This window comes from Streptomyces sp. NPDC024687 (assembly GCF_055559055.1).
The window spans coordinates 1316314-1342103 of record NZ_JBVHLJ010000001.1; the positions used below are offsets into that span (position 1 = coordinate 1316314).

Genomic DNA, 25790 nt, shown 5'->3' on the forward strand with positions numbered 1-25790 from the left:
ACCAACTGAGCGGGGGGAGTCTCCGCTGCCGTCCGACCTGGAGAGAGCCGTAGACATGCGCGTCGAGATCTGGAGCGACATCGCCTGCCCCTGGTGCTACGTGGGCAAGGCCCGCTTCGAGAAGGCGCTGGAGGCCTTCCCGCACCGTGACGGGGTCGAGGTGGTGCACCGGTCGTTCGAGCTGGATCCGGGGCGGGACAAGAGCGACGTCGAGCCCGTCCTCGCCATGCTCAGCAAGAAGTACGGCATGAGCGAGGCCCAGGCGCAGGCCGGCGAGGAGAACCTCGGTGCCCAGGCAGCCGCAGAGGGGCTCGCCTACCGGACCCGTGACCGCGACCACGGCAACACCTTCGACCTGCACCGCCTCCTGCACCTGGCCAAGGAGCACGGCAGGCAGGACGAGCTCGTCCAGATCTTCTACCGGGCCAACTTCGCCGAGGAGAGGTCCCTGTTCACCGAGGGCGACGAGCGGCTCGTCGAGCTCGCCGTCGAGGCCGGGCTCGACGCCGACGAGGTCCGCAAGGTTCTCGCCGACCCCACCGCCTACGCCGACGAGGTCCGCGCCGACGAGCGCGAGGCCGCCGAGCTCGGCGCGAACGGCGTCCCCTTCTTCGTCCTGGACCGCACGTACGGCGTCTCCGGCGCCCAGCCCGCCGAGGTCTTCACCCAGGCCCTCACCCAGGCCTGGGGCAACCGCTCCCCGCTGCAGCTGATCGACCAGGGCGACGCCGGCGCGGAGGCCTGCGGCCCCGACGGGTGCGCCGTACCCCAGCACGGCTGACAACGCGCAGGTCGGCGCGGACGTATAAGCGTTCCTTGGCGAAACCCCGTAGAAAATCGCAATGGACCGAGAGGTCTTCCGGCCCCACAGTGGAGCCATGGAGACCTTCGAGAGCCTCGTCCGCGCCGAGTTCACCCCGAAGAACACCTTCCTCAACACCGCGAGCAGCGGCCTGCTCCCCGCCCGCACCGTGACCGCCCTCCAGCAGGCCGCGCTGATCCGCGCCGAGGGCAGGCCGCTGGATCCGCTGTTCGAGGACGTGGAGCAGTCCCGCGCCGCGTTCGCCAGGCTCGCCGGCGTCCCGGTCACCCGGATCGCGGCGGGACCGTCCGTGTCCACCCACTCGGGCCTGGTCGCCGCCTCGCTGCCGCCGGGCGCCGAGGTCCTCACCGCCGAGGACGACTTCACCTCCGTCGTGAACCCCTTCCACACCCGCGGCGACCTCAAGGTCCGCGCCGTGCCGCTGGAACGGCTCGCCGACTCCGTCCGTCCCGGCACCGCCCTCGTCGCCGTCAGCGCCGCCCAGTCCGCCGACGGCCGGATCGCCGACCTGCCCGCCCTGCGAGAGGCGGCCGGGGCCCACGGAGCCCGCACCTACGTCGACTTCTCGCAGGCCGCGGGCTGGCTCCCGGTGGACGCGCGGTCGTACGACTACACCGTCTCCACCACCTTCAAGTGGCTGCTCGGCCCGCACGGCGCGGCCTTCCTCGCCGTCCCGGAGGACTTCGGCGATCTGAGGCCGGTGCTGGCCGGCTGGGTCGCGGGGGAGATCCCGTGGGACAGCTGCTACGGCCCCGTCGCCGAACTGGCCCACTCCGCCCGGCGGTTCGACGTCAGCCCCGCCCTGTTCACCTACACGGGCACCCGCCGCTCCCTCGAACTCCTGGAGGAACTCGGCGTGGACGCCGTGCGCGCCCACGACCTCGCCCTCGCCGACCGCTTCCGCGCAGGACTCGCCACCCTCGGCCACGCACCCCTGCCGGCCCCCGGCTCGCCGATCGTGTCCGTGCCCGGACTCGGCGTGCAGCAGCCAGAGTTGAGCGCGGCGGGCATCGAGGTGTCCAACCGCGCCGGCAACCTACGCGCCTCCTTCCATCTGTACAACACGACCGCGGACGTCGACCGGCTCCTGGACGCCCTGTCTCCCTGAACCGCTGGCGCCGCGCCGCGCGGGACGCTAGGAAGGGGCACCAAGGGGTGGTGGTGCCGTGGAGTCCACGGACGGGACGACGTCCGTACAGCGACCCGCAGACGCGGAGCTGCACCGGCGGCTGGTGTACGGCGACGAGTCCGCGCTGGCCGAGGCGTACCGGGCGTACGGCGGGCTGGTGCGGGCGGTCGCGTTGCGCGTGACCCGCAGCCCGGCCGCGGCCGAGGACGTCGCGCAGGAGGTCTTCGCGCAGCTGTGGAGCAGGCCGTACGCCTTCGACGCGCGCCGGGGCAGCCTGCGCACCTGGCTGTCGCTGCTGGCCCACCGGCGGGCCGTCGACTGGGTGCGCGCCGAGGCCCGGCACCGCAAGGACGCCCGCGCCGACGACCTCGCCCTGCACGGCATCCCGGACGCCTCTCCCGGCCCCGCCGAGGCGGTCGTCGACCGGGAGCGCGCCCTCCTGCTGCACAGCGCCCTCGCTGAACTCCCGCAGCCACAGCGGGAGGTGGTGCACCTCGCCTACTTCGCGGGCCGCACCTACCGGCAGGCCGCCGTCGAGCTCGGCATCCCCGAGGGCACCGCGAAGACCCGGCTGCGCACCGCGCTGCGCGCCCTCGCGGAGACCTTGGCCGACCCACCCGACCCGGTGTGGGAAGAGGGCGCATGATGGCGGCAGGGGAACACAGGGAAGGGGGCGAGCGGTGACCGACCACGACGACGTACGCGACCTGCTGGCCGCCTGGGCCTTCGGAGCCCTGGACCCGGCCGAGGCGCGCCTGGTCCCACCGCACCTGGCCGAGTGCGAGAGCTGCGCCGCCGAGGCGGAACGGCTGCGCGCGACCGTACGACTGCTGGACGGCCCGCCGCTCGACGAGCCGCCGTCCCCCCTCGACACCCTTCTCACCGGCGCCCTCCGCGCCCGCCCCGCGCCACCCCGCGTGGCCCGGCACGCCGCCCCCTACGCGGCAGCCGTTGCCGGGCTCGAGGCACTGCTGCCCGAGATGGCGGGACGCTGGTCCACCCCCGTCGTGCACGACTGGGACGTGCACGCCACCGTCGCCCATCTGCTCGCCGCCGACGAACACCTGGCCCTGCGGCTCGGCATCGACGCCCGGGTGCCGGGAGCGCGCATCGACGAGGACGCGGACTGGGCGGACGCCTGGGAGAGGCGTACCGCCGAGGTGATCGCCCACGAGTACGGCCGTACGCCCGAGGAGACCGTCGCCGACTGGTCCGCGCAGGCGGCCGCGCTGCTCGGCAGCCCGCACGCCCGAGACCTCGAACTCGCCGCAGGCACAACCCTGTTGATGGGCCTCAGGCTGCCCGTCACCGAGCACTTCCTGGCCCGGGCCTTCGAGGCGTGGATCCACACCGACGACATCGGCCGCGCCCTGGGGCTGGCCGTACCGCCGCCGCCCGAGGAGCACCTGGGGCGGCTGGTCGGGCTGGCCGTCCGCATCCTGGGCGGGATCCTCGGGGCCGGTGCGCCGCCCGTGCTGTTCGCGGTCCGGGGCGGCGAGCAGTGGGTCCTGGGCTCGCAGAGCGATCCCGTGGCCGCCGAACTCACCCTGGATGCCGTGGACTTCTGCCTGCTCGTCGGCGGCCGGTACGCGCCGGACACTGTCCCCCGGGAAACGACGGGCGACGCGGCCGCCGTACGGAACGTACTGGAGCGGGCCGCGTCGCTGTCGTGGCTGTGAGGGTCGCCCCCTGGGGTCACCGCAGGGTCACTTCACCGGAGTGAAGTCCCTCGCGCCGATGAACTCCGGCCGCCGGATGGGCGCCGCGAACGGCTCCACGGCCTGGTTCTCCACGCTGTTGAACACGATGAACACGTTGCTGCGCGGGAACGGCGTGATGTTGTCGCCGGAGCCGTGCATGCAGTTGCAGTCGAACCAGGTCGCGGAACCGGCCTTGCCGGTGAACAGCTTGATGCCGTACTCCGAGGCCATCGCCGTCAGCGCCTCGTCCGACGGCGTGCCCGCGTCCTGCATCTGCAGCGACTGCTTGTAGTTGTCCTTCGGGGTGGCACCCGCGCACCCGAGGAAGGTGCGGTGCGACCCCGGCATGATCATGAGGCCGCCGTTGGTGTCGTAGTTCTCGGTCAGCGCGATCGAGACGGACACCGTGCGCATGTTGGGCAGGCCGTCCTCGGCGTGCCAGGTCTCGAAGTCGGAGTGCCAGTAGAAGCCGCTGGCCCCGAAACCGGGCTTGACGTTGATCCGCGACTGGTGGACGTAGACGTCCGAGCCGAGGATCTGCCGGGCCCGGCCGACGACCCGCTCGTCGCGCACCAGGTTCGCGAACACCTCGCTGATCTTGTGCACCTCGAAGACCGAGCGGATCTCCTTGGACTTCGGCTCGATGATCGAGCGTTCGTCCGCGCGGATGTCCGGGTCGGTGACGAGGCGCTCCAACTCGCGTCGGTAAAGCGGCACTTCGTCCGGGCCGATGAGCTGGTCGACGGCGAGGAAGCCGTCGCGCTCGAACGTCTCCAGCTCGGCCGTGGCGATCGGTCCCGGCGCGCCGGGCGCCGACCAGACGACCGGGTCCTTGCGGGGGAGCGACACCTCGGTGGCGCCGCGGCTGGGGTAGAGATCGGTGACGGTGGCGGTGGTCATGCGGTCACACCTCCTCGGGCTCGGTGAGCAGCGGGTAGACGCCGTTCTCGTCGTGGTCCTCCCGGCCGGTCACGGGCGGGTTGAACACACAGATGCAGCGGAAGTCCTCCTTGACCCGCAGCGTGTGCCGCTCGTGGCCGTCCAGGAGGTACATGGTCCCCGGCGTGATGGAGTGCGTCTGCCCGCTCTCGTGGTCGGTCAGCTCGGCCTCGCCCTCGACGCAGACGACGGCCTCGATGTGGTTCGCGTACCACATCGACGTCTCCGTACCCGCGTACAGGATCGTCTCGTGCAGCGAGAAGCCGACCCGCTCCTTGGCGAGCACGATGCGTTTGCTCTCCCAGGTGCCGGACGCGGCCTTCACATGGCGGTCGGTGCCTTCGATGTCCTTGAACGAACGGACGATCACGGTGCTGCGATGCCTCCTACGTAGACGGTGGTTCAGACAGTGGTTCAGGCGGTTTCGCGTACGGCGCGGGCGAGGATGCTGAGCCCCTCGTCCAGTTCCTCGGGGGTGATCGTGAGCGCCGGGAGCAGCTTCACGACCTCGCTCTCGGGGCCCGACGTCTCGATGAGCAGCCCGAGTTCGAAGGCCCGGTGCGCCACCCGGCCCGCGCGGGCCTTGTCGTGGAACTCCAGGCCCCACACCAGGCCGCGACCGCGGTACTCCTTGATGTCGGCCAGGTTCTCCTCGGTGATGGAGATGAGGCCCTGCTCGACCTGCTCGCCGCGCTGGCGGGTCTGCTTCTCCATCGCGGAACCGTCCGCCCAGTACTGCTCCAGGGTGGCGGTGGCCGTGACGAAGGCGGGGTTGTTGCCGCGGAAGGTGCCGTTGTGCTCGCCCGGCTCCCAGATGTCCAGCTCCGGCTTGAACAGGCACAGGGACATCGGAAGGCCGTAGCCGCTGATGGACTTGGACACGGTGACGATGTCCGGGGTGATGCCCGCCTCCTCGAAGGAGAAGAAGGCACCGGTCCGTCCGCAGCCCATCTGGATGTCGTCGACGATGAGCAGCATGTCCTGCCGCTCGCACAGCGCGGCCAGGGCCTGGAGCCACTCCTTGCGGGCGACGTTGATGCCGCCCTCGCCCTGCACGGTCTCCACGATCACGGCGGCCGGCTTGTTGAGTCCGGAGCCCTGGTCCTCCAGCAGCCGCTCGAACCACAGGAAGTCCTCGACCGTGCCGTCGAAGTAGTTGTCGAACGGCATGGGGGTGCCGTGCACGAGCGGGATGCCGGCGCCGGCCCGCTTGAAGGCGTTGCCGGTGACGGCCAGCGACCCCAGGGACATCCCGTGGAAGGCGTTGGTGAAGGACACGATGGCCTCGCGCCCCTTCACCTTCCGCGCCAGCTTCAGCGCGGCCTCCACGGCGTTGGTGCCCGTCGGGCCCGGGAACATGACCTTGTACGGCAGGTCGCGCGGCCGCAGCACCAGGTCCTGGAAGGTCTGCAGGAAGGCGCGCTTGGCGGTGGTCGACATGTCGAGCCCGTGCGTGACGCCGTCGCGCTCCAGGTAGTCGATCAACGCGCGTTTCAGCACGGGGTTGTTGTGGCCGTAGTTCAGTGAACCGGCGCCGGCGAAGAAGTCGAGGTACGCGTGGCCGTCCTCGTCGTACATGCGGCTGCCCTGCGCGCGGTCGAAGACGGTGGGCCAGCCGCGGCAGTAGCTGCGCACCTCGGACTCGACGGTCTCGAAGACGCTGAGGTCGGGCTGGGTGATGGTCACGACGAATCGCTCCTCGGGTGCGTGGGGGTGCGTGGGGGGTCGGGCGGAGGGGGTGGCTTAAGCGGGGGAGAGGGGCCCGATGCGGTAGAGGACCTCGGGGTCGTGCGGCCCGTCGGGGAACAGGCCCGCGTCGAACAGCACCTCACGCTCCAGGCGGGCGCCATGGCGTTCGGCGAACGCCGTGAACAGCCGCTCGGAGGCGGTGTTGCCCGGCGTGATGGTGGTCTCGACGGTGGTCAGCGGGCGCTCGGCGGAGAGCCGCGCGGTGAGGGCGTCGAGCAGGGCGGCGGCGAGTCCGCGGCCGCGGTACGCCGAGTCCACCGCCACCTGCCAGACGAGCAGGGTGCCGGGGCGGTCCGGGCGGACGTACCCGGTGACGAAGCCGATCGGCTCCCCGCGGTCGTTGCGTGCCACCGCCGACGTGGCGGCGAAGTCACGGCACCACAGCAGATAGCTGTACGACGAGTTCAGGTCGAGGACCTCTGAGTCGCGGGCGATCCGCCACAGCGCGGCTCCGTCCGCGACCGTCGGCCGGTCGATTTGCAGGTCTGCTTGTGCGGCAGTCATGCGAATTGAATTTACCGAGGGAAATTTAAAATTGCATCGCCGGGCGGGGTTACGTGCGGGTGCTTCATGTGTTATCACGCGCGCACGCGCCGACGCGCAAAAAGTGACCGTTATGCACCAGTATGCCCAGCAAATAAGGGGCAAATTGATCAAGGTGTGTAACGCGTCACAAGCATGTAACCACCACGAGATCTCCCCGAATTCAGCCTCTTCGCGTTCGCAGAATCTTTGCGTTTAGGTCGAGAGAAAGCGGGCAGAAGAAAACGGGAAGCTAATCTCTGATAAACCTCGGAATTACCTCGGAGATTATGCGCCGTTAACCTTCCAGGTCCTAGCGCCACGCCTCTTCCGATGCCCGCAGCGCGCCCTCCACGTCCACCGCGAGGCCCCTCTCGTGCAGTGCCGCGCCCAGTGCCGCCAGGCTCGCCCGTACGGCTCCCTGTGTCGCGTCCGGGCCGTAGTGGTTGACCCGGATCATCTCCTTGGCCAGCGCGCCCCCGCCCGCGGCCAGGGGCAGCGCGGGGTCGGAGGCCAGGGCGCGGGCGACGAGCTCCGATGCCACCAGGCCGGAGGGGGAGCGCAGCGTCGTGGCGACGGGAGCGGCCTCCCGGTCCTCGTGCACATAGGGCTCCAGACCGCCGCCCAGCGCCCGCGCCCCCGCCCGGGTCGCCGCCGCGGCCGCCCGGTGCCGGGCCATCACCGCGTCCAGCCCGTCCGCCTCGATCCGCTCGACGCACGCCTCCAGCGCCAGCATCTCCAGCTGCGCCGGAGCATGCAGCAAGGCCTTGCGGCCGCCGTCGATCCAGCGCTCCTTCCAGTCGAGGAGGGAGAGGTACGACCGCCGCGGCGCCGCCGGATTCGCCGCCATCCGGACCCACGCCCGCTCGCTCACCGACACCGCAGACACCCCGGCAGGACCGCCCATCGCCTTCTGCGCCCCGATCACGCACAGGTCCACACCCCACGCGTCCGGCAGCACCGGCTCGGCCCCCACGGAGGCCACCGCGTCCAGATAGAAGAGGGCACCCTGCCGCCGTACGACGTCCCCGATCTCCGCGACCGGGTTCGTGTTGCCGGTCGCCGCCTCCGCGTGCGCCAGCGACACGAAGTCGATCGCCGGGTGCTCCTCGAAGGCCGCGGAGATCTGCTCCGCGGTCACCGCCGTGTGGAACGGCACCGTGAGGTCGATCACCGTCGCGCCGCAGTCCCGCAGCCAGTCCCCGAAGGTCTGCCCGTACGGACCGGTGATGACGTTCAGCGCGGTCGTACCCGGACCGGCGGCGGAGCGGATCGCCCCCTCCAGCGGCAGCAGCGCCTCGCCCTGCATGATCACGACGTCCTGCTCGGTGCGCAGCAGCCGCGCCACACGGTCCTCGATCGAGGCGAACTGCGCCGCGCCGAGCGGGGCCAGGTCCAGGAAGGGGTGCGTCACGACGGTGCTCTCTTCGCTCACTGGGGTAGACGTGAACGAGCGTAACCGTTCCCCACCACCCCCCACCGACCGGCGACTTCCCAGGCTGAACGGCCTCGCGACCATCGGTTTGGTTTGAGAGACTCAAACCTTTCCTTATAATCGGAACCCACAGTTCCCCCACAGGAGGCCTTCCGTGAACACCCTCTCCGGGCGCCGGACCCGCGTCCTGGCCGCCACCACCGCGACGGCCGGGCTCCTGCTCGTCGCTGCCTGTACCTCCAGCGACGACGGCGGCAGCGGTTCGAAGACCGCCGCGGGCGGGGTCGAACTGGTCAAGGGCGGACAGCTCACCACCTGCACCCACCTGCCGTACCCGCCCTTCCAGTCGGAGATCGACGGCAAGGTCCAGGGCTTCGACGTCTCCCTCATCGACCTGGTCGCCAAGGACCTCGGCGTGAAGCAGGAGATCCTCGACACCCCCTTCGAGAACTTCAAGACCGGTGCCTTCCTCAACTCCGGCTCGTGCGACTTGGCCGCGGCCGGCATGACCATCACCGAGGAACGCAAGAAGAACGTCGACTTCTCGGACCCCTACTTCGACGCCACCCAGGCCCTCCTGGTCACCAAGGGCAGCGGGATCTCCTCGCTCGCCGCCGCCAAGGCGAAAAAGGTGCAGCTCGGCGCCCAGGCGCAGACCACCGGCGAGGACTACGTCAAGGGCCAGGGCTTCGACCCGGTCTCCTTCGAGTCCTCCGACGCCGTCCTCAACGGCCTGCGCTCCGGCCAGGTCAAGGCCGTCGTCATCGACTACCCGGTCGTCCAGGGCTGGCTGAAGAACAAGGCCAACGCCGACGCCTTCCAGGTCGCCGACAACATCAACACCGGTGAGCAGTACGGCTTCACGGTCAAGAAGGGCAACACCAAGCTGCTGGCCGCCGTCAACAAGGCGCTCTCGGACGCCAAGGCCGACGGCACGTACAAGAAGCTCTACGAGAAGTGGATCGGCCCGTACGACGAGTCGGTCGCGTCTCCCTCCGCCTCATGACCGCGGCGGACGCGCAACTCCAGCCTCGCAAAAAGGGCCTGACCCGGCGTCAGAAGCGCAGTCTGTCGCGCGGCATCCAGTACGCCGTCTTCGTGGCCGCCGTGATCGCCTTCGCGGTCTCGGCGGACTGGGGGCGGCTGAAGAACCAGTTCGCGCAGGCGGACATCGCCGACCAGATGTTCCCCGACGTCATCACGCTGGCGCTGAAGAACACCGTGCTCTACACGCTGTCCGGCTTCGTCGTCGGACTCGTCCTCGGCATGGTCATCGCGCTGATGCGGCTGTCGTCGGTGGGCCCCTACCGCTGGTTCGCCGGTGTCTACATCGAGATCTTCCGCGGACTGCCCGCACTGCTGATCTTCATCTTCATCGGCGTGGCCGTACCGCTCGCGTTTCCCGGTACGGAGATCATCGGCGGCACCTACGGCAAGGTCGCCCTCGCGCTCGGCCTGGTGGCGGCGGCCTACATGGCGGAGACGATCCGCGCGGGCATCCAGGCGGTGCCCAAGGGGCAGCTGGAGGCGGCCCGTTCACTGGGCTTCTCCCCGGCCCGCGCGATGGTCTCGATCGTCATCCCGCAGGCGTTCCGGATCATCCTCCCGCCGCTGACCAACGAACTCGTCCTGCTCTTCAAGGACTCCTCCCTGGTGCTGTTCCTCGGTGTCACCCTGGAGGAGCGCGAACTGTCCAAGTACGGCCGTGACCTGGCCAGTACGACCGCCAACTCCACGCCGATCCTCGTCGCGGGGCTGTGCTACCTGCTGGTGACGATCCCGCTCGGGTTCGTGGTCCGCCGTATGGAGGCCAAGGCCCAGGAGGCCGTGAAATGAGCCGACCGGAGATCCAGGTCAAGGGCCTGCACAAGTCCTTCGGCGACAACGAGGTGCTCAAGGGTATCGACCTCGAGATCGGCCAGGGCGAGGTCGTCTGTGTGATCGGCCCCTCGGGCTCGGGCAAGTCCACGCTGCTGCGGTGCGTGAACCTCCTGGAGGAGCCGACGAAGGGCCAGGTCTTCGTCGGCGGCACCGAACTCACCGACCCCGACGTGGACATCGACGCCGTACGCCGCCGTATCGGCATGGTCTTCCAGCAGTTCAACCTGTTCCCGCACCTCACGGTGACCGAGAACCTCACGCTGCCGCAGCGCAGGGTCCTCAGGCGGGGCAAGGCGCAGGCGGCGAAGGTGGCCGCCGAGAACCTGGAGCGCGTGGGCCTGGCGGAGAAGGCGGACGCCTACCCGGCCTCCCTGTCCGGCGGACAGCAGCAGCGCGTCGCGATCGCCCGGTCCCTGTCCATGGGCCCCGAGGTGATGCTCTTCGACGAGCCGACCTCGGCCCTCGACCCGGAGCTGGTGGGCGACGTGCTCGCGGTCATGCGGATGCTGGCCCGGGAGGGCATGACGATGATGGTCGTCACCCACGAGATGACCTTCGCCCGCGAGGTCGCCGACCGGGTGGTCTTCATGGACGACGGAGTGATCGTCGAGGACGGCACCCCGGACCGGGTCATCGGCGCCCCGAGCCATGAGCGCACCCGCCACTTCCTCTCCCGGCTCCTGGACCCGGCGATGGCCGACGTGGAGGAGAACGACACCGGAAAGAGCATCCGAACGGACACCTGAGAGGGACGTGTGTTCCCCTGTCGCAGGGAGTCCGACAAGCGTCATCATTCGGGCATGACGACTCCTGACGACACGGGCGGCTTCGGAGCGGGCGGCACCCTGCTCCCGCTGCCGGAGGACTGGGAGCGCTGCCTCGCCGTGGCGGCGCACCCGGACGACATCGAGTACGGGACGGCGTCCGCGGTGGCCCGCTGGACGACACAGGGCAAGCGGGTCACGTATCTGCTGGTCACCCGCGGCGAGGCGGGCATCGACGGACTGCACCCGGATCGGGCGGGCCCGCTGCGCGAGGCCGAGGAACGGGCGGGCGCGCGGGAAGTGGGCGTGGACACGGTGGAGTTCCTCGACCACCGCGACGGGATGATCGAGGAGGGGCCTGCCCTGCGCCGCGACATCGTGCGGGCGATCCGGCGGCACCGGCCCGAGGTCGTGGTGACGGGGGCGTACACCGTGCGGATGGTCGCCGGGGTGGTCAACCAGGCCGACCACCGAGTGGTCGGCCTGGCCGCGCTCGACGCGGCCCGCGACGCCGGCAACCGCTGGATCTTCCCCGAACTCGCCGACGAGGGCCTCGAACCCTGGGGCGGCGTCCGCTTCGTGGCCGTAGCCGGCACCGAGCGCCCCACCCACGGCGTGGACGTCACCGGCGAATCCCTGGAGCGGGGCATCGCCTCCCTGACCGCGCACGCCGAGTACACCAAGGGCCTCGGTGCGGGAGCCTTCGCACCGCGCCCTTCCTGACCTGGGCGGCCCGACTGGGCGGCCCCGCCCTCGGTGTCGAGGCGGCGGTCCTCTTCGACGTCCACCGGCTCGCCTTCGAGGGACCACCGCCCTGGGAGCGGTGACCTCGGGCTGGCTAGGGTGCGGTCATGAGCGATCGCACGGTGCTGCACGTGAAGGGGCGGATCCTGGCCGGCCCCGAGGACGTCCGGGACGAGCTGTGGGTGGTCGACGGGCGGATCTCCTACGACCGCCCCGTCGCCGCCCGTGACATCCGCACGGTGTCGGGCTGGGCGCTGCCCGGCCTGGTGGACGCGCACTGCCATGTGGGTCTCGGCGCGCACGGCCCGGTCGACCAGGACGTGGCCGAGAAGCAGGCACTGGCCGACCGGGAGGCCGGCACCCTGCTGATCCGCGACGCCGGATCGCCCTCCGACACCCGCTGGGTGGACGACCGCGAGGACCTGCCGAAGATCATCAGGGCCGGCCGGCACATCGCCCGCACCCGCCGCTACATCAGGAACTTCGCCTGGGAGATCGAGCCCGAGGACCTCGTCGCGTACGTCGCCCAGGAAGCCCGGCGCGGCGACGGCTGGGTGAAGCTCGTGGGGGACTGGATCGACCGCGAGGTGGGCGACCTGGCTCCCAGTTGGCCGCGCGAAGCGGCCGAGGCGGCCATCGCGGAGGCGCACCGCCTCGGCGCCCGCGTCACCGCGCACTGCTTCGCCGAGAACTCGCTGAAGGACCTGGTCGAGGCGGGCATCGACTGCGTCGAACACGCCACCGGGCTCACGGACGACCTGATCCCCCTCTTCGCCGAACGCGGCGTCGCGATCGTCCCGACCCTGGTCAACATCGCGACCTTCCCGAAGCTCGCGGACGGCGGCGAGTCCAGGTTCCCCCGCTGGTCGGCCCACATGCGACGGCTCCACGAACGCCGCTACGACACCGTCCGCAGCGCCTACGACGCCGGCATCCCGGTCTACGTCGGCACGGACGCGGGCGGCACCCTCCCGCACGGCCTGGTCGCGGCGGAGGTCGCGGAACTGGTGACGGCCGGGATCCCCCCGCTGGACGCCCTGTCGGCGACCACATGGGGTGCTCGGAGATGGCTGGGACGCCCAGGACTGGAGGAGGGCGCCGCCGCGGACCTGGTGGTCTACGAACAGGACCCGCGCACGGACGTACGCGTCCTGGCGGCACCGCGGCAGATCGTACTGAATGGCCGGGCGGTGGAGTAGGCCCCGGCCGACATCAGCTGACTGAGAGCGTTTTCACTCGCGTTCACGCTTCGGCGCCCCACGCTGACCTGCGCCAACTCCCCACCTTTGTCAGAACTGTTGACCCGTGCATGAAAGCGCTTTAACTTCCTCTTCGATCTGCCCCACCAGGAAGAGGGAGAGCCTTGGCAGTCGTTCGACGAAAACGCTTTCAGAGCAGGGCCATGCTCCTGCTGATGCTGCCCGGCCTCGCCTACTTCCTGCTCTTCCACTACGGGGCACTGGTCGGCAACGTCATCGCGTTCAAGGAGTACGTGCCCTTCGACGGGCTGTGGGGCAGCCCCTGGACCGGACTCGGCAACTTCCAGCGGATGTTCGAGGACACCGCGTTCTGGGACGCGGTGCTCAACACCGTCTGGATCGCCGTCCTCCAGCTCGTGTTCTACTTCCCGGTCCCGCTCGGCCTCGCCCTGCTGCTGCACAGCCTCACCTGGACCAGCGTCCGCCGGTTCGTGCAGTCCGTCGCCTATCTCCCGCACTTCATCTCGTGGGTGATCGTCGTCGCCCTCTTCCAGCAACTGCTCGGCGACACCGGACTGCTCAACTCCGGCCTGGACGGCATGGGGCTGCACAGCGTCGACATCATCGGCAACCCCGACGCCTTCAAACCGCTCGTCGTCGCCCAGGTCATCTGGAAGGACGCCGGCTGGGGCACGATCATCTTCCTCGCCGCCCTCGCCCAGGTCGACGAGCAGCAGTACGAGGCCGCCGCGATCGACGGGGCGGGCCCCTGGCGGCGCTTCTGGCACGTCACCCTGCCCGCCGTACGCCCGGTGATCGTGCTGCTGCTGATCATGCGGCTCGGCGACATCCTCTCGGTCGGCTTCGAGCAGATGCTGCTCCAGCGCGACGCGGTCGGCCCCGAGGCCTCCGAGATCATCGACACCTTCGTCTACTACCAGGGCATCGTCGGCGGCGACTACGGATTCGCCGCCGCGGCAGGGCTGTTCAAGGGCGTGGTCGGCGCGCTGCTCGTCTACGCCGCCAACAAGGTCGCGCACCGCCTCGGCGAACAGGGGGTCTACAAGTGAGTGCCCAGGCCCGTCCGGGATGGATGGAGAAACCGAAGCCGGTGACGCAGGCCGCGAAGGCGCTCGCCCTCGCCGTGGTCGTCCTGCTGGTCTGTGTCCCGTTCCTCGTCATCGTGTCGACCTCGCTCGCCTCCACCGAGGAGGTCGTCGACAACGGGGGCTGGGTGCTGTGGCCCACCCACCCCTCGCTCAAGGCCTACCGCGACATCCTCGACGGCGGCATCGTCACCCACGCCCTCGGTGTCAGCGTCGGCGTCACCGTCGTGGGAACCTCGCTGAGCCTCCTGTGCACGGTCACCCTCGCCTACGCCCTGTCCCGCCCCGGTGTCCTCGGCGGCAGGCCCGTCCTGCTCCTCGTCCTGTTCACGTTCCTCTTCCCGCCCGGCATGATCCCGAGCTTCCTGCTGGTCAAGGAGCTCGGCCTGCTGGACAGTTACGCCTCGCTGGTCCTGCCCGTGCTGGTCAACGTCTTCAACCTGGTCGTCCTGCGCGGCTTCTTCCAGGGCATCCCCGACGAGCTCTACGAGGCCGCGCGTCTCGACGGGGCGGGGGACTGGCGGGTGCTCGTCTCCGTCGTACTGCCGCTGTCCAAGGCCGCGTTGGCCGTCGTGGGACTCTTCTACGCGGTGGCCTACTGGAACTCCTGGTTCTACGCCTCCCTCTACCTGGAGAGCGACCACTGGCCCCTCCAACAGGTGCTGCGCACCTACGTGGTGGCCGGTTCCGGGCTCACCGACGCCACCACCGGCGAGGGCACCGTCACCGCCCCGCAGACCGTGCAGATGGCGGTCCTCGTGATCGCCACCGTGCCGATCCTGCTGATCTATCCCTTCCTCCAGAAGTACTTCACCAAGGGCGTGCTCACCGGCGCCATCAAGAGCTGACCGACCCAAGCCGACACGAGGTGATTCACCCATGCCCAGCATGTCCCGACGCACCCTTCTGCTGTCCGCGGCGGCGGCCTCCGTCTCCGGTGCGCTGACCGCCTGCTCCACCGGCTCCGGCGACAGCGACGTCTCCAACGCGGGCAAGAAGCTGGCCCCCTGGCCCGCGTACAAGGCCGCGAGCGGCCCCAAGCCGGATCTCGCCCCCACCGAGGCGGGCGTCCAGGCCGGATACACCGCCTACCCCGCCGACCTCGTCAAGTCCGTCTCCCGCACCCCCGGCGACGGCTCGACCGTCAGGGTCATGTCGGTGTCCTTCGGCACCCCGCCCAAGCCGGCCTCGGCGAACCGGTTCTGGGCGGCCGTCGAGAAGGCACTCGGGGTGAAGATCGAGTACACGATCGTCTCCCAGGCCGACTACCAGAAGAAGATGGCCACCGTCATGGCGGGCGACCCCGACACCCTGCCCGACATCATCAACCTCTTCTCCGGCTTCGTCCTGCCCCGCGAGGCGGAGTTCGTGCAGCGCCGGGCCGAGGACCTCACGCCGTACCTCTCCGGCGAGGCGATCAGCGAATACCCGAACCTCGCCGGGATCCCCACCCACGCCTGGCAGGACATGGGACGCATCGGCGGCCGCATCTACGGCATCCCGCTGGAACGCCCGCTGCCCGGCTCCACCCTCTGGCTCAACCAGGGCCTTTTCGCCGACGCCGGCATGAAGGAGGGCTGGACCTCCGAGGACTTCGCCGCCGTCGCCCGGCGGGCCACCAGCGGCCGCACCTACGCGCTCGGGGCCGCCAACGGCTCCCTGTTCGGCAACGCCGTGCACGCAGCCGCCCACCACGCGCCCAACGAGTGGGCCGTCACCAAGGACGGCACCTTCCAGCACTGTGCGACCGACGAACGCTACAAGGCGGCCATCGCCTACCAGGCCCGGCTCCGCAAGGGCGGCTCCTACTACCCGGACTCGACGTCCGTGTCCCAGATCGACCTGACCACGCTCTACTACAACGGCACCGTCGGCTCCATGCAGGACGGCTTCGGCGCCTACCTCCCCAAGTACCGTGAGTCGCAGGGAAAGTTGACCCCGGCCGCGGCTCTCCCGTACAACGTGGACGGCGAGCCCGGCGGGATCGTCGCCGCCCGCCGCTCCTTCGGCTACACCGTCCTGAAGAAGGCGAAGAAGGAGCGCGTCGAACTCCTCCTGCGTATCCTCGACTACCTCGCCGCTCCCTTCGGCAGCCAGGAGTGGGAGCTCGTCCACTACGGCGTCGAGGGCACCCACTTCACCCGCGGCAAGGACGGCTCGCCCGAGCCCACCGAGCTCGGCGAGGTCGAGAACAACACCAACCTGCCGCTGAAGTACCTCGCCGAAGGCCCGCAGGTGCTGTTCGTGCCGGGCATGCCGGACGCCGTACGGGCCCTGCACTCCTGGCAGCGAAAGGTAGTGCCGCACGCCATCCGCAACGCCTCCAACGGCCTGCAGTCCCGCACCAAGAACGCCCAGGGCACCACGCTCAAGGCGCTGCTCGACGACGCCGTCACCGGGATCGTCGCCGGACGGCTGCCGCTGTCGGAGTGGGAAGCGGTGGTCAAGAAGTGGCGGGCTCAGGGCGGCGACAGAATGGCCGGGGAGTTCGCGAAGGACTACGCGGCCAACACATGAGGCGCCGCCGGTGGAACAGGAGACGCGGGGGATGGAGAACGACATGACGGACACGGGGTCCAGGCGACGGGTCACCATCCGCGACGTCGCCGAGCGCGCGGGGGTCTCGATGGCGACGGCCTCGCGCGCGCTCAGCGGCAACCATCCGGTGCCGGCCGCGACCCGGGCCCGTGTCCTGCGTGCCGCCCGCGATCTCGACTACGTCGCCAACGCGCACGCCCGGGCGCTGGTCGGCGGGGGCCGCAAGATGGCCGCCGTCGTCGTCCGGCAGGTCACCAGCCCCTTCTACGCCCAGGTCGCCGAGGGAGTGGAGGCCGAGGCCGCCGACCGCGGGTGGCTGTGCGTGGTCGGGGCGACCGGCGGGGATCCGCAGCGGGAGATGGAGTTCGTGCAGCTGATGCGGGAGGAGGGGGCCCGGCTGGTGATCCTCGTCGGCGGGGTCGTCGAGGACGACGCGTACCGCTCCCGCGTGGCCCACTACGCGCAGGCCCTCGACTCCACCGGGGCCCGGCTGGTGCTGTGCGGCCGCCCCGCCCCGGATCCCGAGATCCCGGCGCTGGTCGTGGAGTTCGACAACGAGGCCGGGGCCCGGGCGATCACCGGGCATCTGCTGTCCGCCGGGCACCGGCGGATCGTCTTCCTCGGCGGGCTGCCCGGGAACACCGCCCTGGACGCGCGCGTCGCCGGGTACCGGGCCGCGCTCGCCGAGCACGGGCTGCCCCCGGCGGCCGCACGGGTCGTCGACTGCGGCCTCGGACGGGCGGCGGGGCTCCGGGCGATGGCCGAACTGCTCAAGGAGACCAGGGAGTTCACGGCGGTGGTCGCCGGTGACGACATGGTCGCGGCGGGAGCACTGCGAGCCATCGCCGACGCCGGGCTCGGCGTGCCCGCGGACATCTCCGTCGTCGGCTACAACGACATCCCGCTCGCCGAGGACTTCAACCCCCCGCTGACGACGGTCCGTACGCCCGCCGAGGAGCTCGGCCGCGCCGCCGTACGCATCGCCCTGCGCGACCCCGAACACGCCGCCGGAAGCCACCATCTGCTGGGCACGCACATCGTCGTACGCAAAAGCGTCGCCCCACCACCGACCGACTAAGGACTCACCCCCGTATGACCGCGCCGCATCTGTCGCTCCCCGACGACCCGACGCACCACCCCGACCTCCCGCCCACCGACCCCCTCCTCTCCCCCCTCACCGGCTGGACCCGCGCCCACTGGGAAGCCGTCGCCGACCGGCTGCTCGACGGACTGCTGCCCTACGCCACCCCCGGCTTCGCCCAGTACCGGCTCCCCGGACCGCCCAGCCACTCCGGGGCCTGGTCCGACGGCCTGGAGGGATTCGCGCGGTCCTTCCTGCTCGCCGCCTTCCGGATCGCCGGGTCGGCGGGGCGGGTCGGCCCCGCGCTCGTCGAGCGGTACGCCGAAGGGCTTGCCGCCGGTACCGACCCGCACCACCCCGAGCACTGGCCGCCGATCACCGACCGCGCCCAGCCGATGGTGGAGGCGGCCTCGATCGCCTTTGCGCTGCACGAGTCCCGGCCCTGGCTGTGGGACCGGCTCGACGACGACGTGCGGGACCGGGTCGTCGCGTGGCTCGGCCGGTTCGTCGGCGCCACGGCCAACGACTCCAACTGGCGGCTCTTCCAGGTGATCACGGAGGAGTTCCTGGCCTCCGTCGGGGCCCCGCACATCCGGGCGGAGATCGACGCGGGCCTCGCCCGGCTGGACGACTGGTACCGGGGCGGCGGCTGGTACACCGACGGGGACGGGAAGAAGTTCGACTACTACAACGCCTGGGCGCTGCACCTGTACCCGGTGCTGTGGGCCCGGATCGCGGGGCCGCGCGCCGACCCGGGGACGGTGGCCCGCCACCGCGACCGGCTGCGCGAATTCCTCGGCGTCCACCAGCACTTCTTCGGCTCCGACGGCGCCCCCGTCCACCAGGGCCGCTCCCTCACCTACCGGTACGCCGCCGCCGCCCCGCTGTGGGCGGGTGCCCTCGCCGAAGCCACTCCACTGCCGCCCGGCCTCACCCGCCGCCTGGCCTCCGGCGCCCTGAAGCACTTCACCGAGCGGGGCGTCCCCGATGAGCGCGGCCTGCTCACCCTCGGCTGGTACCGGCCGTTCGGGGGAGTGCTCCAGCGCTACTCGGGCCCCGCCTCCCCGTACTGGGCGAGCAAGGCGTTCCTCGGCCTGCTGCTGCCCGCCGACCACCCGGTGTGGACGGCTCCCGAGGAGCCCGGCCCCGTCGACACCGCCGACACGGTCCTCGCGCTCCCCGCCCCCGGCTGGCTGCTCCACTCGACCGCTTCCGACGGGATCGTCCGCCTCGTCAACCACGGCACCGACCGCCTCCCGCCCCCACCCGCGACCGACGACGACAGCCCGCACTACGCCAAGCTCGCCTACTCCACCGCCACCGCGCCCGAGACCCCCCTCGGCCCCGACAACCACCTCGCCCTGCTCGCCCCCGACGGCACGCCGTCCCCCCGCGGCCGTATCCACCCGCTCCACTGCGAGGGCCGCACGGCCGCCTCCTGGCACCGCGCACTCGGGCACCGCGTCGAGACGGTGAGCGTGGTGCACGGGCCGTGGGAGGTGCGCGTGCACCGCATCGATCCGGCATCCGACACCCCGGTGCGGGAAGGGGGCTGGGCGCTCGCCGACGACTCCGGGCCGCCGGTCGCCGAGCGCGGGCCGGGCTGGGCGCGGGTCCGCCGGGCGGCGGGCGGACTGACGAGCGCCGTCGTCGGCCTGTACGGCTGGGGCGAGGGTGCCGGGACGGTCGCGGCGGCCGAAGACACCAACGCGTACGGGCGGTACTCCGCGACCCCCGTTCTCGAAGGCACCGGCCCGCTCCTGGTCACCCTCGTGGCCCTCGGCGCCGACGTGCCCCTCACGGGCGCGGACGCCACGCCCACCCCCGACGGCACCGTCGAGATCCGTTTCCCCGACGGCACCCGCCTCAGTGCCGGGCCAGCGTCACCGCCTGATCCAGCGCCTGCAGAAAGGAGTTGACCGTCGCCCGGTTCCGCACCGCGAGCCGCAGCCACTCCTCGCCGAGCCCCGGGAACGTGTCCCCGCGCCGCACCGCGAACCCCAGGTCGCGCAGATGCCGTCGTACGTCAGCGGCCTCCGGCAGGCGTACGAGGACGAAGGGGCCCTCGGCCGGCTCGACCACCCTCAGGCCGTCCGGGGCGAACTCCCGCAGCCCGGCGACCAGATGGGCCCGGTCGGTGGCGACGCGATGGGCCGCGTGGGCGGCCTCCGCCAGGGCCCGCGGCTCCATGCACGCCACGGCCGCCGCGAGGGCCGGGGTGGAGACCGGCCACAGGGGCTGGGCGCGCTCCAGTTCGGCGATCGTCTCCGGGGCGGCGAGGACGTAACCGATCCGGAGCCCGGCCAGGCCCCACGTCTTCGTCAGGCTGCGCAGGACGACGAGTCCGGGCACGTCCGTCCGCCCGGCCAGGGCCTCGCGCTCGCCCGGCACCGCGTCCAGGAACGCCTCGTCCACCACCAAGGTCCGCCCGGGACGGGCCAGTTCGGCGATCGTGGCGGCCGGATGCAGCACCGAGGTGGGGTTGGTCGGGTTGCCCACGACCACCAGATCGGCGTCCTCGGGGACGGCCGCCGGATCGAGCCGGAAACCGTCCTCCTCCCGCAGCAGCACCCGGTCGACCGGGTGCCCGGCGTCCCGCAGCGCCGCCTCGGGCTCGGTGAACTGCGGGTGCACCACCACGGCATGACGGGCCGTCAGGGCGCGGGCGAGCAGCACGAACGCCTCGGCGGCCCCCGCCGTCAGCAGCACCCGCTCCACCGGCACCTCGTGCCGTGCGGCCACCGCCGCCCGCGCCGCCCGCCCGTCGGGATACGCGGCGAGCCCGGCCAGCGACCCCGCGATCCGCTCCCGCAGCCATGCCGGGGGAGTGTCCGCGCGGACGTTCACTGCGAGGTCGGTGAGCCGGGCCCCGTCGTCCCGTACCTCGGCGTCGCCGTGGTGTCGCAGGTCGTGGCCGCCGGCCCGGTCAGTGCGCATGGGTGTGGGCGTCGTGGTGGTGGCCGTGGTGGTGATGGTGGCCGTCGTCGTCCGGGTGGAAGTGCGGCTGCTGCGGCAGGCCCACCTTGTCCTCGAAGCCCGGCAGCGCGATGCGGTACACGCACGAGTCGCAGTTCATCCGCAGATCGCCCTTGACGGCCTCCTCGTACCGCTCCATCACCAGGTCCAGCAGCTCCGGCTCCGGACCGATGACGTCCGCGGAGCGCACCTCGACCTCCGGGTGCGCGGCCGCCCAGCCCTCGGTCTGCTGCCTCACCCGGTCCGGCAGGATCCCGGTGAACAGGAAGTAGGGCAGTACGACGATCCTGCGCGACCCCAGCGCCACACACCGGTCCAGGCCGCTCGGCACGTCCGGCGCCGCCAGCGACACGAACGCCGTCTCCACGCCCGCGTATCCGCGCCCCTCCCACAGCAGCCGGGCCGCCTTGTACACCTCGGCGTTGGCGTCGGGGTCGGTGGAGCCCCGGCCGACGAGCAGCACGGTCACGTCCGCCCGGTCCAGCGGGGCACGCCCCCCGGTGGCGCCCAGCGCCTCGTCGAGACGCCGCTCCAGGACGTTCAGCAGCGCCGGGTGCGGGCCCAGCGGGCGCCCGTAGGTGTACGAGATCCCCGGGTGCCGTTCCTTCTCACGGGACAGCGCGGCCGGGATGTCGCCCTTGGCGTGTCCGGCGGACACCAGCATCAGCGGCACGGCGGCGAACCGGCGGACACCGCGCTGAACCAGCTCGGCCACCGCGTCGGTGAGCGGCGGCGGGGACAGCTCGATGAAGCCGCCCGCGACGGGCAGGTCGGGGTGGCGGGCCCCCAGCTCCCGGACGAAGTCGCGGAACGCCTCGGCTCCGGCATCGTCCCGGGTGCCATGACCGGCGATGAGCAGGGCGGGCGGCGGGGTGGTCACGAGGTCTCCTCAGAGGGGTGAGTGGGGTGGTACAGCAGGGCGTTGAGCGCGGCGGAGGCCACCGCGGAACCGCCCTTCTCGGACACGTTGCTCACGGCGGGCAGCCCGCTCTCGCGCAACGCGGCCTTGGACTCGACCGCGCCGACGAAGCCGACGGGCAGTCCGATGACCAGCGCCGGGGCCGCGTCCAGGGTCAGCAACTCCTCCAGCGCGGTGGGGGCGTTGCCGATCACCCAGATCGCCCCCGGGCCGACCTGCTCGTGGGCGAGCCGGATCGCGTGGGCCGAACGGGTCAGTCCCGGACCCGACTTGGCGTCCCGCAGCCGGCAGACGGTCTCCCGCCGGGTGATCCCGGCCGCGACCATCTCCACGTCCGTGACGACAGGTGCGCCGGAGTGCAGCGCGATGTGCGCCTTCTCCAAGTCGCCTTCGTCCATGACGAGATCGGTGGCGTACTCCAGATCGGCGGCGGAGTGGATGACCCTCTCCACCACCGCCCGGGTCAGCGGCGGGAAGTGCGAGGTGTCCAGGCGGGCGCGCAGCCGCCGGTAGGACTCCACCTCGATCGGGTGGACGACACGGTTCACTCGGCGCCCTCCTGCCAGCGGTAGCCGCGCGGCGTCACCATGCGCCCCGCGATGTCACGGGTCGCCGTGTTGCCCACGGTCACGACCGTCATCATGTCGACCGTCGCCGGGTCGAGCGCGGCCAGGGTCGTCAGCCGAGCGGACTCGTCCGGCCGGGACGCGTTGCGTACGACCCCGACCGGCGTGGCCGGCTCGCGGTGCTCGGCGAGGATCGCGAGCGCCTTGGGCAGCTGCCAGTCCCGGCCCCGGGAACGGGGGTTGTAGAAGGTGACCACGATGTCCGCCTCGGCCGCCGCGCGCACCCGCCGCTCGATGACCTCCCACGGGGTATGCAGGTCGGACAGGCTGATGGACACGTGGTCGTGTCCCAGCGGGGCACCGAGGATCGCTGCCGCCGCGAGCGCCGCGGTGACCCCGGGGACGCCGATCACGTCGATGTCGTCGGAGGCCTCGGCGAGCGCGGGGGAGGCCATGGCGTACACGCCGGCGTCCCCGCTGCCGATGAGCGCGACCGCCTGACCCTTGGCAGCCTCGGCCACGGCGGTCCGGGCTCGCTCCTCCTCGGCCCCGAGCCCCGACTCCAGGATCCGGGTACCGGGCCGCAGCAGGTCACGGATCTGGTCGACGTACTGGTCGAGCCCGACCAGCACCGAAGCGCGCTGGAGCTCCGCCTTCGCGCGGGGCGTGAGCAGGTCCCGGGCGCCAGGACCCAGTCCGACGACCGCGAGCCGGCCGCGCGCGGGACGCCGTACGACAGCGCAGGTCGCCATGGCGGGCTGCGCGGCCGATTTCCGCTTGGGGACGAGGAGTTCGCCGCCGTGGACGAGCGCGGCGGCCTCGGCGACGGAGGGGGTGCCCACGGCGGCCAGGGGCGCGTCCGAGGGGTTGGGCACCTCGACGGCGGCCAACTCCTCGGCGGAGTGGGTGACCAGGGGCACGCCGAGCCGCTCGGCCGCCGCCACGATCCCGGGCTCCTGCGCCTTGGCGTCCACGGTGGCGAGGTGGGCGATCGACTTCGGGGACAGCCCGGCCTCGCGCAACGAGCCCTCGATCAGCTCCAGCACCTCCTCGACGGGCGCGCCCTTGGAAGCGCCGACGCCGACGACGAGTGTGGGGGGACGCAGGACGGCCTCCTGCTCGGGCAGCGGCTCGACCAGCCGGTCCGTGACCCGGATGCCGTACGCCCCCTGCCCGGCGACCGGGAGCGGAGGCAGCGGCCAGCGCGACTCGTTGTGCAGGGCGACGGGCTCCCCGTCCAGGAGCGCCCGCGACACGGCGGCCACCGCGCCCTCCACCGGCAGCCCGAGCGTGTCGAGCCCCGGCACCCCCACCGCGTCGGTCGCCGTCGTCACCACGGGCTCGGCACCCAGCAACTCCCCGACCTCCCGGGCGAGTTCATTGGCACCGCCGCCGTGCCCGCCGACCAGGGACACGGCGAACCGCCCGCTCTCGTCGACACACACCACGCCCGGGTCGGACGCCTTGCCGCCGAGCAGCGGCGCGATCAGGCGGACCACCGCGCCCGTGGCCAGGAAACACACGAGCTGCTCGCACTCCGCGAACGCCCGCCGCACGGCGTCCCCCACGGGTCCGTCGTACACGCGCGTGCGGTCCGGCCATGCCGCGGCCAGCCGGTCGCGTGCCGCCGCCCCCGCCGCAGTGGCGGAAATAAGGCCGATCACAGAGCAACTCCCTCTCGGTACACGGGGTTTCTGACGCCCCACAGCAGGAAAACCGGATTGGTCGCGGCGAGCCGGGTCACGTCCCCGGGCAGCGGCGCGAGCCGGGACGACTGGAGCAGTACGCCGTCGCAGTCGAACCCGGCACCGGTGAGGGCCGCGCGTACGGCCGGCACCCGGTCCAGCGCGGCCATGGCGACGACGACGCTCCGCCGGGCCCGCCGCGCACACGCGCCGACGATGTCGGGCAGCTCCCGCCCCCCACCGCCGACGAACACGGCGTCGGGGTCGTCGAGTTCGGCCAGCGCGTCCGGCGCGGACCCGTGCACGACCCGTACGTCGACCCCGTGCGCGGCCGCGTTGGCGCGGATCCGCTCGACACCGTCGGGGGCCTTCTCGACCGCGACGACGGCGGCACCGAGTCGCGCGCACTCCACGGCCACGGACCCGGAGCCCGCGCCGACGTCCCACACCAGCTCCCCGAGCCGCGGCCCGAGCCGGGCCAGCGCCAGCGCCCGCACCTCGAACTTGGTGATCATCGAGTCGCGGTGAGCGAACTCGGTCTCTTCCAGGGCCCATTGGGCGGGCGCGGCGGTGGGTCCGGCGACCGTGCGCACGGTACCGAGCGCCCGGGACTCGTCGAGACACAGCACGACACTCACCGCCGTACCCCAGTCCCGGGCGGCGGCCTCGGCGGGGGTGACCCGCTCCACGCGCTCGTCCTCGGTACCGAGGGCGGAGGCGACGACGAGGACCCGTGTCCCGGCCGTGAGCGCGGCTCCCAGCTCGGCGGGACCGGCCCCCGGCCCCGTCAGCACCGCCACCTTGGGCCGCGCACGACACACGTTGACGGCCGTACGCAGAGCCCGCCCATGCGCGCTCACCACCACCGCGTCCTCCCACGGCAGACCCACCCGCGCGAACGCGGTGGCGACGGAGGAGACCCCGGGCCGCACATCCAGCGCACCGGGCCCGAACCGCTCGGCCAGCACCCGCACGATCCCGAAGAACCCGGGGTCGCCGGAGGCCAGCACGACCACCCGCCGTTCCTTCTCCAGGTACTCCGCCATGGTGTCGAGGGCGGGAGCCAGCGGCCCGAGCACGATCCGTTCCGCCGCCTCCGGCAGCCGTACGGCATCCAAATGCCGCCGCCCGCCCACGACCAGCTCGGCACCGGCCAGGCACTCCTGGGGCGGTGCCCCCGTCCCCGTGCCCACCACCGTGATCATGTGCCGGCACCCCGCGACGCGCGCAGGGCCCGCCGGGCCTCCGGCTCGGCCTTGCGGTACCCGTGGAAGTGACCGGGGTGGTAGAGGTGCGACCGCGTGCCCTCGGAGTCGAGCGCCGGGCCGACCAGGAACAGAGTGTGCTTCCACAGCTTGTGTTCCTTGACGGTCTCCTCCAGCGTCTCGATCGTGCAGCGCACGATCAGCTCCTCCGGCCAGGTCGCCTGGTAGGCGACCACGACCGGCGTGGCGGTCGGATAGCCGCCCTCCAGCAGCTCCCGCACCAACTGCCCACTGCGCGCGGCGGACAGGAAGATCGCCATGGTGGTGCCGTGCTTGGCGAACTCCCGCACCTCCTCGCCGGGCGGCATCGGCGTCTTGCCGCCGCCGAGCCGGGTCAGCACGACGGACTGCGCGACCTCGGGGATGGTCAGCTCGCGCTGCGCGAGCGCGGCGACCGCCGAGAAGGCGGAGACTCCGGGCACGACCTCGGTGGCGATGCCGATCCGCGCGCACCGGTCGAGCTGCTCCTGCGTACCACCCCACAGGGCCGGGTCGCCGGAGTGGATCCGGGCCACCTTGAGGCCCTCCTCGCGCGCCCGCTCGTACACCGCGACCACGTCCTCCAGCGACATGGTCGCCGAGTCGAGGATCTCCGCGTCCTGGCGCGCGTGATCGAGGACCTCCGCCTGCACCAGGCTCGCGGCCCAGATCACGACGTCGGCCTCGGCGATGGCGCGCGCGGCCCGGAACGTCAGCAGATCGGCGGCGCCGGGGCCGGCACCGACGAAGGTCACCTTGCCGGTGGGGGCATCGGCCATGGAAATCGGTC

Annotated in this window: 25 protein-coding genes; 14 read left to right on the forward strand and 11 right to left on the reverse strand. The window is 71.8% G+C overall.

What is annotated here, in order from left to right:
- The first annotated feature begins 55 nt into the window (after positions 1-55).
- From ACZ39I_RS05895 to ACZ39I_RS05910, 4 genes are all read left to right on the forward strand, one after another.
- Complete coding sequence (locus ACZ39I_RS05895; RefSeq protein ID WP_467243115.1) at positions 56-781, forward strand: DsbA family oxidoreductase; 726 nt, start codon at positions 56-58, stop codon at positions 779-781.
- A gap of 97 nt (positions 782-878) precedes the next feature.
- Positions 879-1931, forward strand: coding sequence for an aminotransferase class V-fold PLP-dependent enzyme (locus tag ACZ39I_RS05900; protein ID WP_467243118.1), 1053 nt, complete (start codon positions 879-881; stop codon positions 1929-1931).
- Between the two features lie 58 nt (positions 1932-1989).
- Positions 1990-2598 carry an RNA polymerase sigma factor gene (locus ACZ39I_RS05905; protein ID WP_467243119.1) on the forward strand — a complete coding sequence of 203 codons (609 nt, stop codon included), beginning with the start codon at positions 1990-1992 and terminating at the stop codon, positions 2596-2598.
- Positions 2599-2632: 34 nt separating this feature from the next.
- Positions 2633-3631: a maleylpyruvate isomerase family mycothiol-dependent enzyme gene (locus ACZ39I_RS05910; protein ID WP_467243120.1), complete on the forward strand. Its 999-nt coding sequence runs from the start codon at positions 2633-2635 to the stop codon at positions 3629-3631.
- A 27-nt stretch (positions 3632-3658) separates the two neighbouring features.
- Here ACZ39I_RS05910 and thpD read toward each other — a convergent pair whose 3' ends face one another.
- The 5 genes from thpD to ACZ39I_RS05935 form a co-directional block, all read right to left on the reverse strand.
- Positions 3659-4552 carry an ectoine hydroxylase gene (gene thpD, locus ACZ39I_RS05915; RefSeq protein WP_467243123.1) on the reverse strand — a complete coding sequence of 298 codons (894 nt, stop codon included), beginning with the start codon at positions 4550-4552 and terminating at the stop codon, positions 3659-3661.
- A gap of 4 nt (positions 4553-4556) precedes the next feature.
- Positions 4557-4961 carry an ectoine synthase gene (locus ACZ39I_RS05920; protein WP_007381148.1) on the reverse strand — a complete coding sequence of 135 codons (405 nt, stop codon included), beginning with the start codon at positions 4959-4961 and terminating at the stop codon, positions 4557-4559.
- Positions 4962-5005: 44 nt separating this feature from the next.
- Complete coding sequence (gene ectB / locus ACZ39I_RS05925) at positions 5006-6277, reverse strand: diaminobutyrate--2-oxoglutarate transaminase (RefSeq protein ID WP_467243125.1); 1272 nt, start codon at positions 6275-6277, stop codon at positions 5006-5008.
- A gap of 57 nt (positions 6278-6334) precedes the next feature.
- Positions 6335-6844 carry a diaminobutyrate acetyltransferase gene (gene ectA / locus ACZ39I_RS05930; RefSeq protein ID WP_467243126.1) on the reverse strand — a complete coding sequence of 170 codons (510 nt, stop codon included), beginning with the start codon at positions 6842-6844 and terminating at the stop codon, positions 6335-6337.
- 331 nt (positions 6845-7175) lie between these two features.
- Positions 7176-8276, reverse strand: coding sequence for a pyridoxal-phosphate-dependent aminotransferase family protein (locus tag ACZ39I_RS05935; protein ID WP_467243327.1), 1101 nt, complete (start codon positions 8274-8276; stop codon positions 7176-7178).
- A gap of 175 nt (positions 8277-8451) precedes the next feature.
- Here ACZ39I_RS05935 and ACZ39I_RS05940 point away from each other — a divergent pair, with 175 nt between their 5' ends.
- From ACZ39I_RS05940 to ACZ39I_RS05985, 10 genes are all read left to right on the forward strand, one after another.
- Positions 8452-9303 (forward strand): transporter substrate-binding domain-containing protein, encoded by an 852-nt coding sequence (locus ACZ39I_RS05940; RefSeq protein ID WP_352390473.1) that lies wholly within the window; start codon positions 8452-8454, stop codon positions 9301-9303.
- Positions 9300-10133, forward strand: coding sequence for an amino acid ABC transporter permease (locus ACZ39I_RS05945; protein WP_467243128.1), 834 nt, complete (start codon positions 9300-9302; stop codon positions 10131-10133). The genes ACZ39I_RS05940 and ACZ39I_RS05945 overlap by 4 nt, the downstream gene beginning before the upstream one ends.
- The gene (locus ACZ39I_RS05950; RefSeq protein WP_467243130.1) at positions 10130-10924 is read left to right on the forward strand and encodes an amino acid ABC transporter ATP-binding protein; all 795 of its coding nucleotides are present in this window, start codon (positions 10130-10132) and stop codon (positions 10922-10924) included. Before ACZ39I_RS05945 ends, ACZ39I_RS05950 begins: the two co-directional genes overlap by 4 nt.
- A gap of 54 nt (positions 10925-10978) precedes the next feature.
- A complete protein-coding gene (locus ACZ39I_RS05955) occupies positions 10979-11665 on the forward strand; it encodes a PIG-L deacetylase family protein (RefSeq protein ID WP_467243133.1) in 687 nt (228 codons plus the stop codon).
- A gap of 128 nt (positions 11666-11793) precedes the next feature.
- Positions 11794-12885 carry an amidohydrolase family protein gene (locus ACZ39I_RS05960; protein WP_467243135.1) on the forward strand — a complete coding sequence of 364 codons (1092 nt, stop codon included), beginning with the start codon at positions 11794-11796 and terminating at the stop codon, positions 12883-12885.
- A gap of 203 nt (positions 12886-13088) precedes the next feature.
- Positions 13089-13955 (forward strand): ABC transporter permease, encoded by an 867-nt coding sequence (locus tag ACZ39I_RS05965; protein ID WP_467243137.1) that lies wholly within the window; start codon positions 13089-13091, stop codon positions 13953-13955.
- Positions 13952-14839, forward strand: coding sequence for a carbohydrate ABC transporter permease (locus ACZ39I_RS05970; protein ID WP_393604598.1), 888 nt, complete (start codon positions 13952-13954; stop codon positions 14837-14839). Before ACZ39I_RS05965 ends, ACZ39I_RS05970 begins: the two co-directional genes overlap by 4 nt.
- Positions 14840-14870: 31 nt before the next feature.
- Positions 14871-16508, forward strand: coding sequence for an extracellular solute-binding protein (locus tag ACZ39I_RS05975; protein ID WP_467243138.1), 1638 nt, complete (start codon positions 14871-14873; stop codon positions 16506-16508).
- Between the two features lie 43 nt (positions 16509-16551).
- Positions 16552-17607 (forward strand): LacI family DNA-binding transcriptional regulator, encoded by a 1056-nt coding sequence (locus ACZ39I_RS05980; RefSeq protein ID WP_467243142.1) that lies wholly within the window; start codon positions 16552-16554, stop codon positions 17605-17607.
- 14 nt (positions 17608-17621) lie between these two features.
- Entirely contained in the window at positions 17622-19529 is a 1908-nt protein-coding gene (locus tag ACZ39I_RS05985) for a DUF2264 domain-containing protein (RefSeq protein ID WP_467243145.1), read from the forward strand.
- Here ACZ39I_RS05985 and cobC read toward each other — a convergent pair.
- From cobC to cobM, 6 genes are read right to left on the reverse strand one after another with little or no spacing between them, the layout of a single operon-like run.
- The gene (gene cobC / locus ACZ39I_RS05990) at positions 19477-20547 is read right to left on the reverse strand and encodes an Rv2231c family pyridoxal phosphate-dependent protein CobC (protein ID WP_467243147.1); all 1071 of its coding nucleotides are present in this window, start codon (positions 20545-20547) and stop codon (positions 19477-19479) included. The genes ACZ39I_RS05985 and cobC overlap by 53 nt on opposite strands.
- Positions 20537-21466: a sirohydrochlorin chelatase gene (locus ACZ39I_RS05995; RefSeq protein WP_467243150.1), complete on the reverse strand. Its 930-nt coding sequence runs from the start codon at positions 21464-21466 to the stop codon at positions 20537-20539. Before ACZ39I_RS05995 ends, cobC begins: the two co-directional genes overlap by 11 nt.
- Positions 21463-22053 (reverse strand): precorrin-8X methylmutase, encoded by a 591-nt coding sequence (locus tag ACZ39I_RS06000; RefSeq protein WP_467243154.1) that lies wholly within the window; start codon positions 22051-22053, stop codon positions 21463-21465. Before ACZ39I_RS06000 ends, ACZ39I_RS05995 begins: the two co-directional genes overlap by 4 nt.
- On the reverse strand, positions 22050-23735 hold the full coding sequence (gene cobJ, locus ACZ39I_RS06005; RefSeq protein ID WP_467243156.1) for a precorrin-3B C(17)-methyltransferase: 1686 nt from the start codon (positions 23733-23735) through the stop codon (positions 22050-22052). The genes ACZ39I_RS06000 and cobJ overlap by 4 nt, the downstream gene beginning before the upstream one ends.
- Positions 23732-24961, reverse strand: coding sequence for a precorrin-6y C5,15-methyltransferase (decarboxylating) subunit CbiE (gene cbiE, locus ACZ39I_RS06010; protein ID WP_467243159.1), 1230 nt, complete (start codon positions 24959-24961; stop codon positions 23732-23734). The genes cobJ and cbiE overlap by 4 nt, the downstream gene beginning before the upstream one ends.
- The gene (gene cobM, locus ACZ39I_RS06015) at positions 24958-25779 is read right to left on the reverse strand and encodes a precorrin-4 C(11)-methyltransferase (protein ID WP_467243160.1); all 822 of its coding nucleotides are present in this window, start codon (positions 25777-25779) and stop codon (positions 24958-24960) included. The genes cbiE and cobM overlap by 4 nt, the downstream gene beginning before the upstream one ends.
- Positions 25780-25790: the final 11 nt, after the last annotated feature.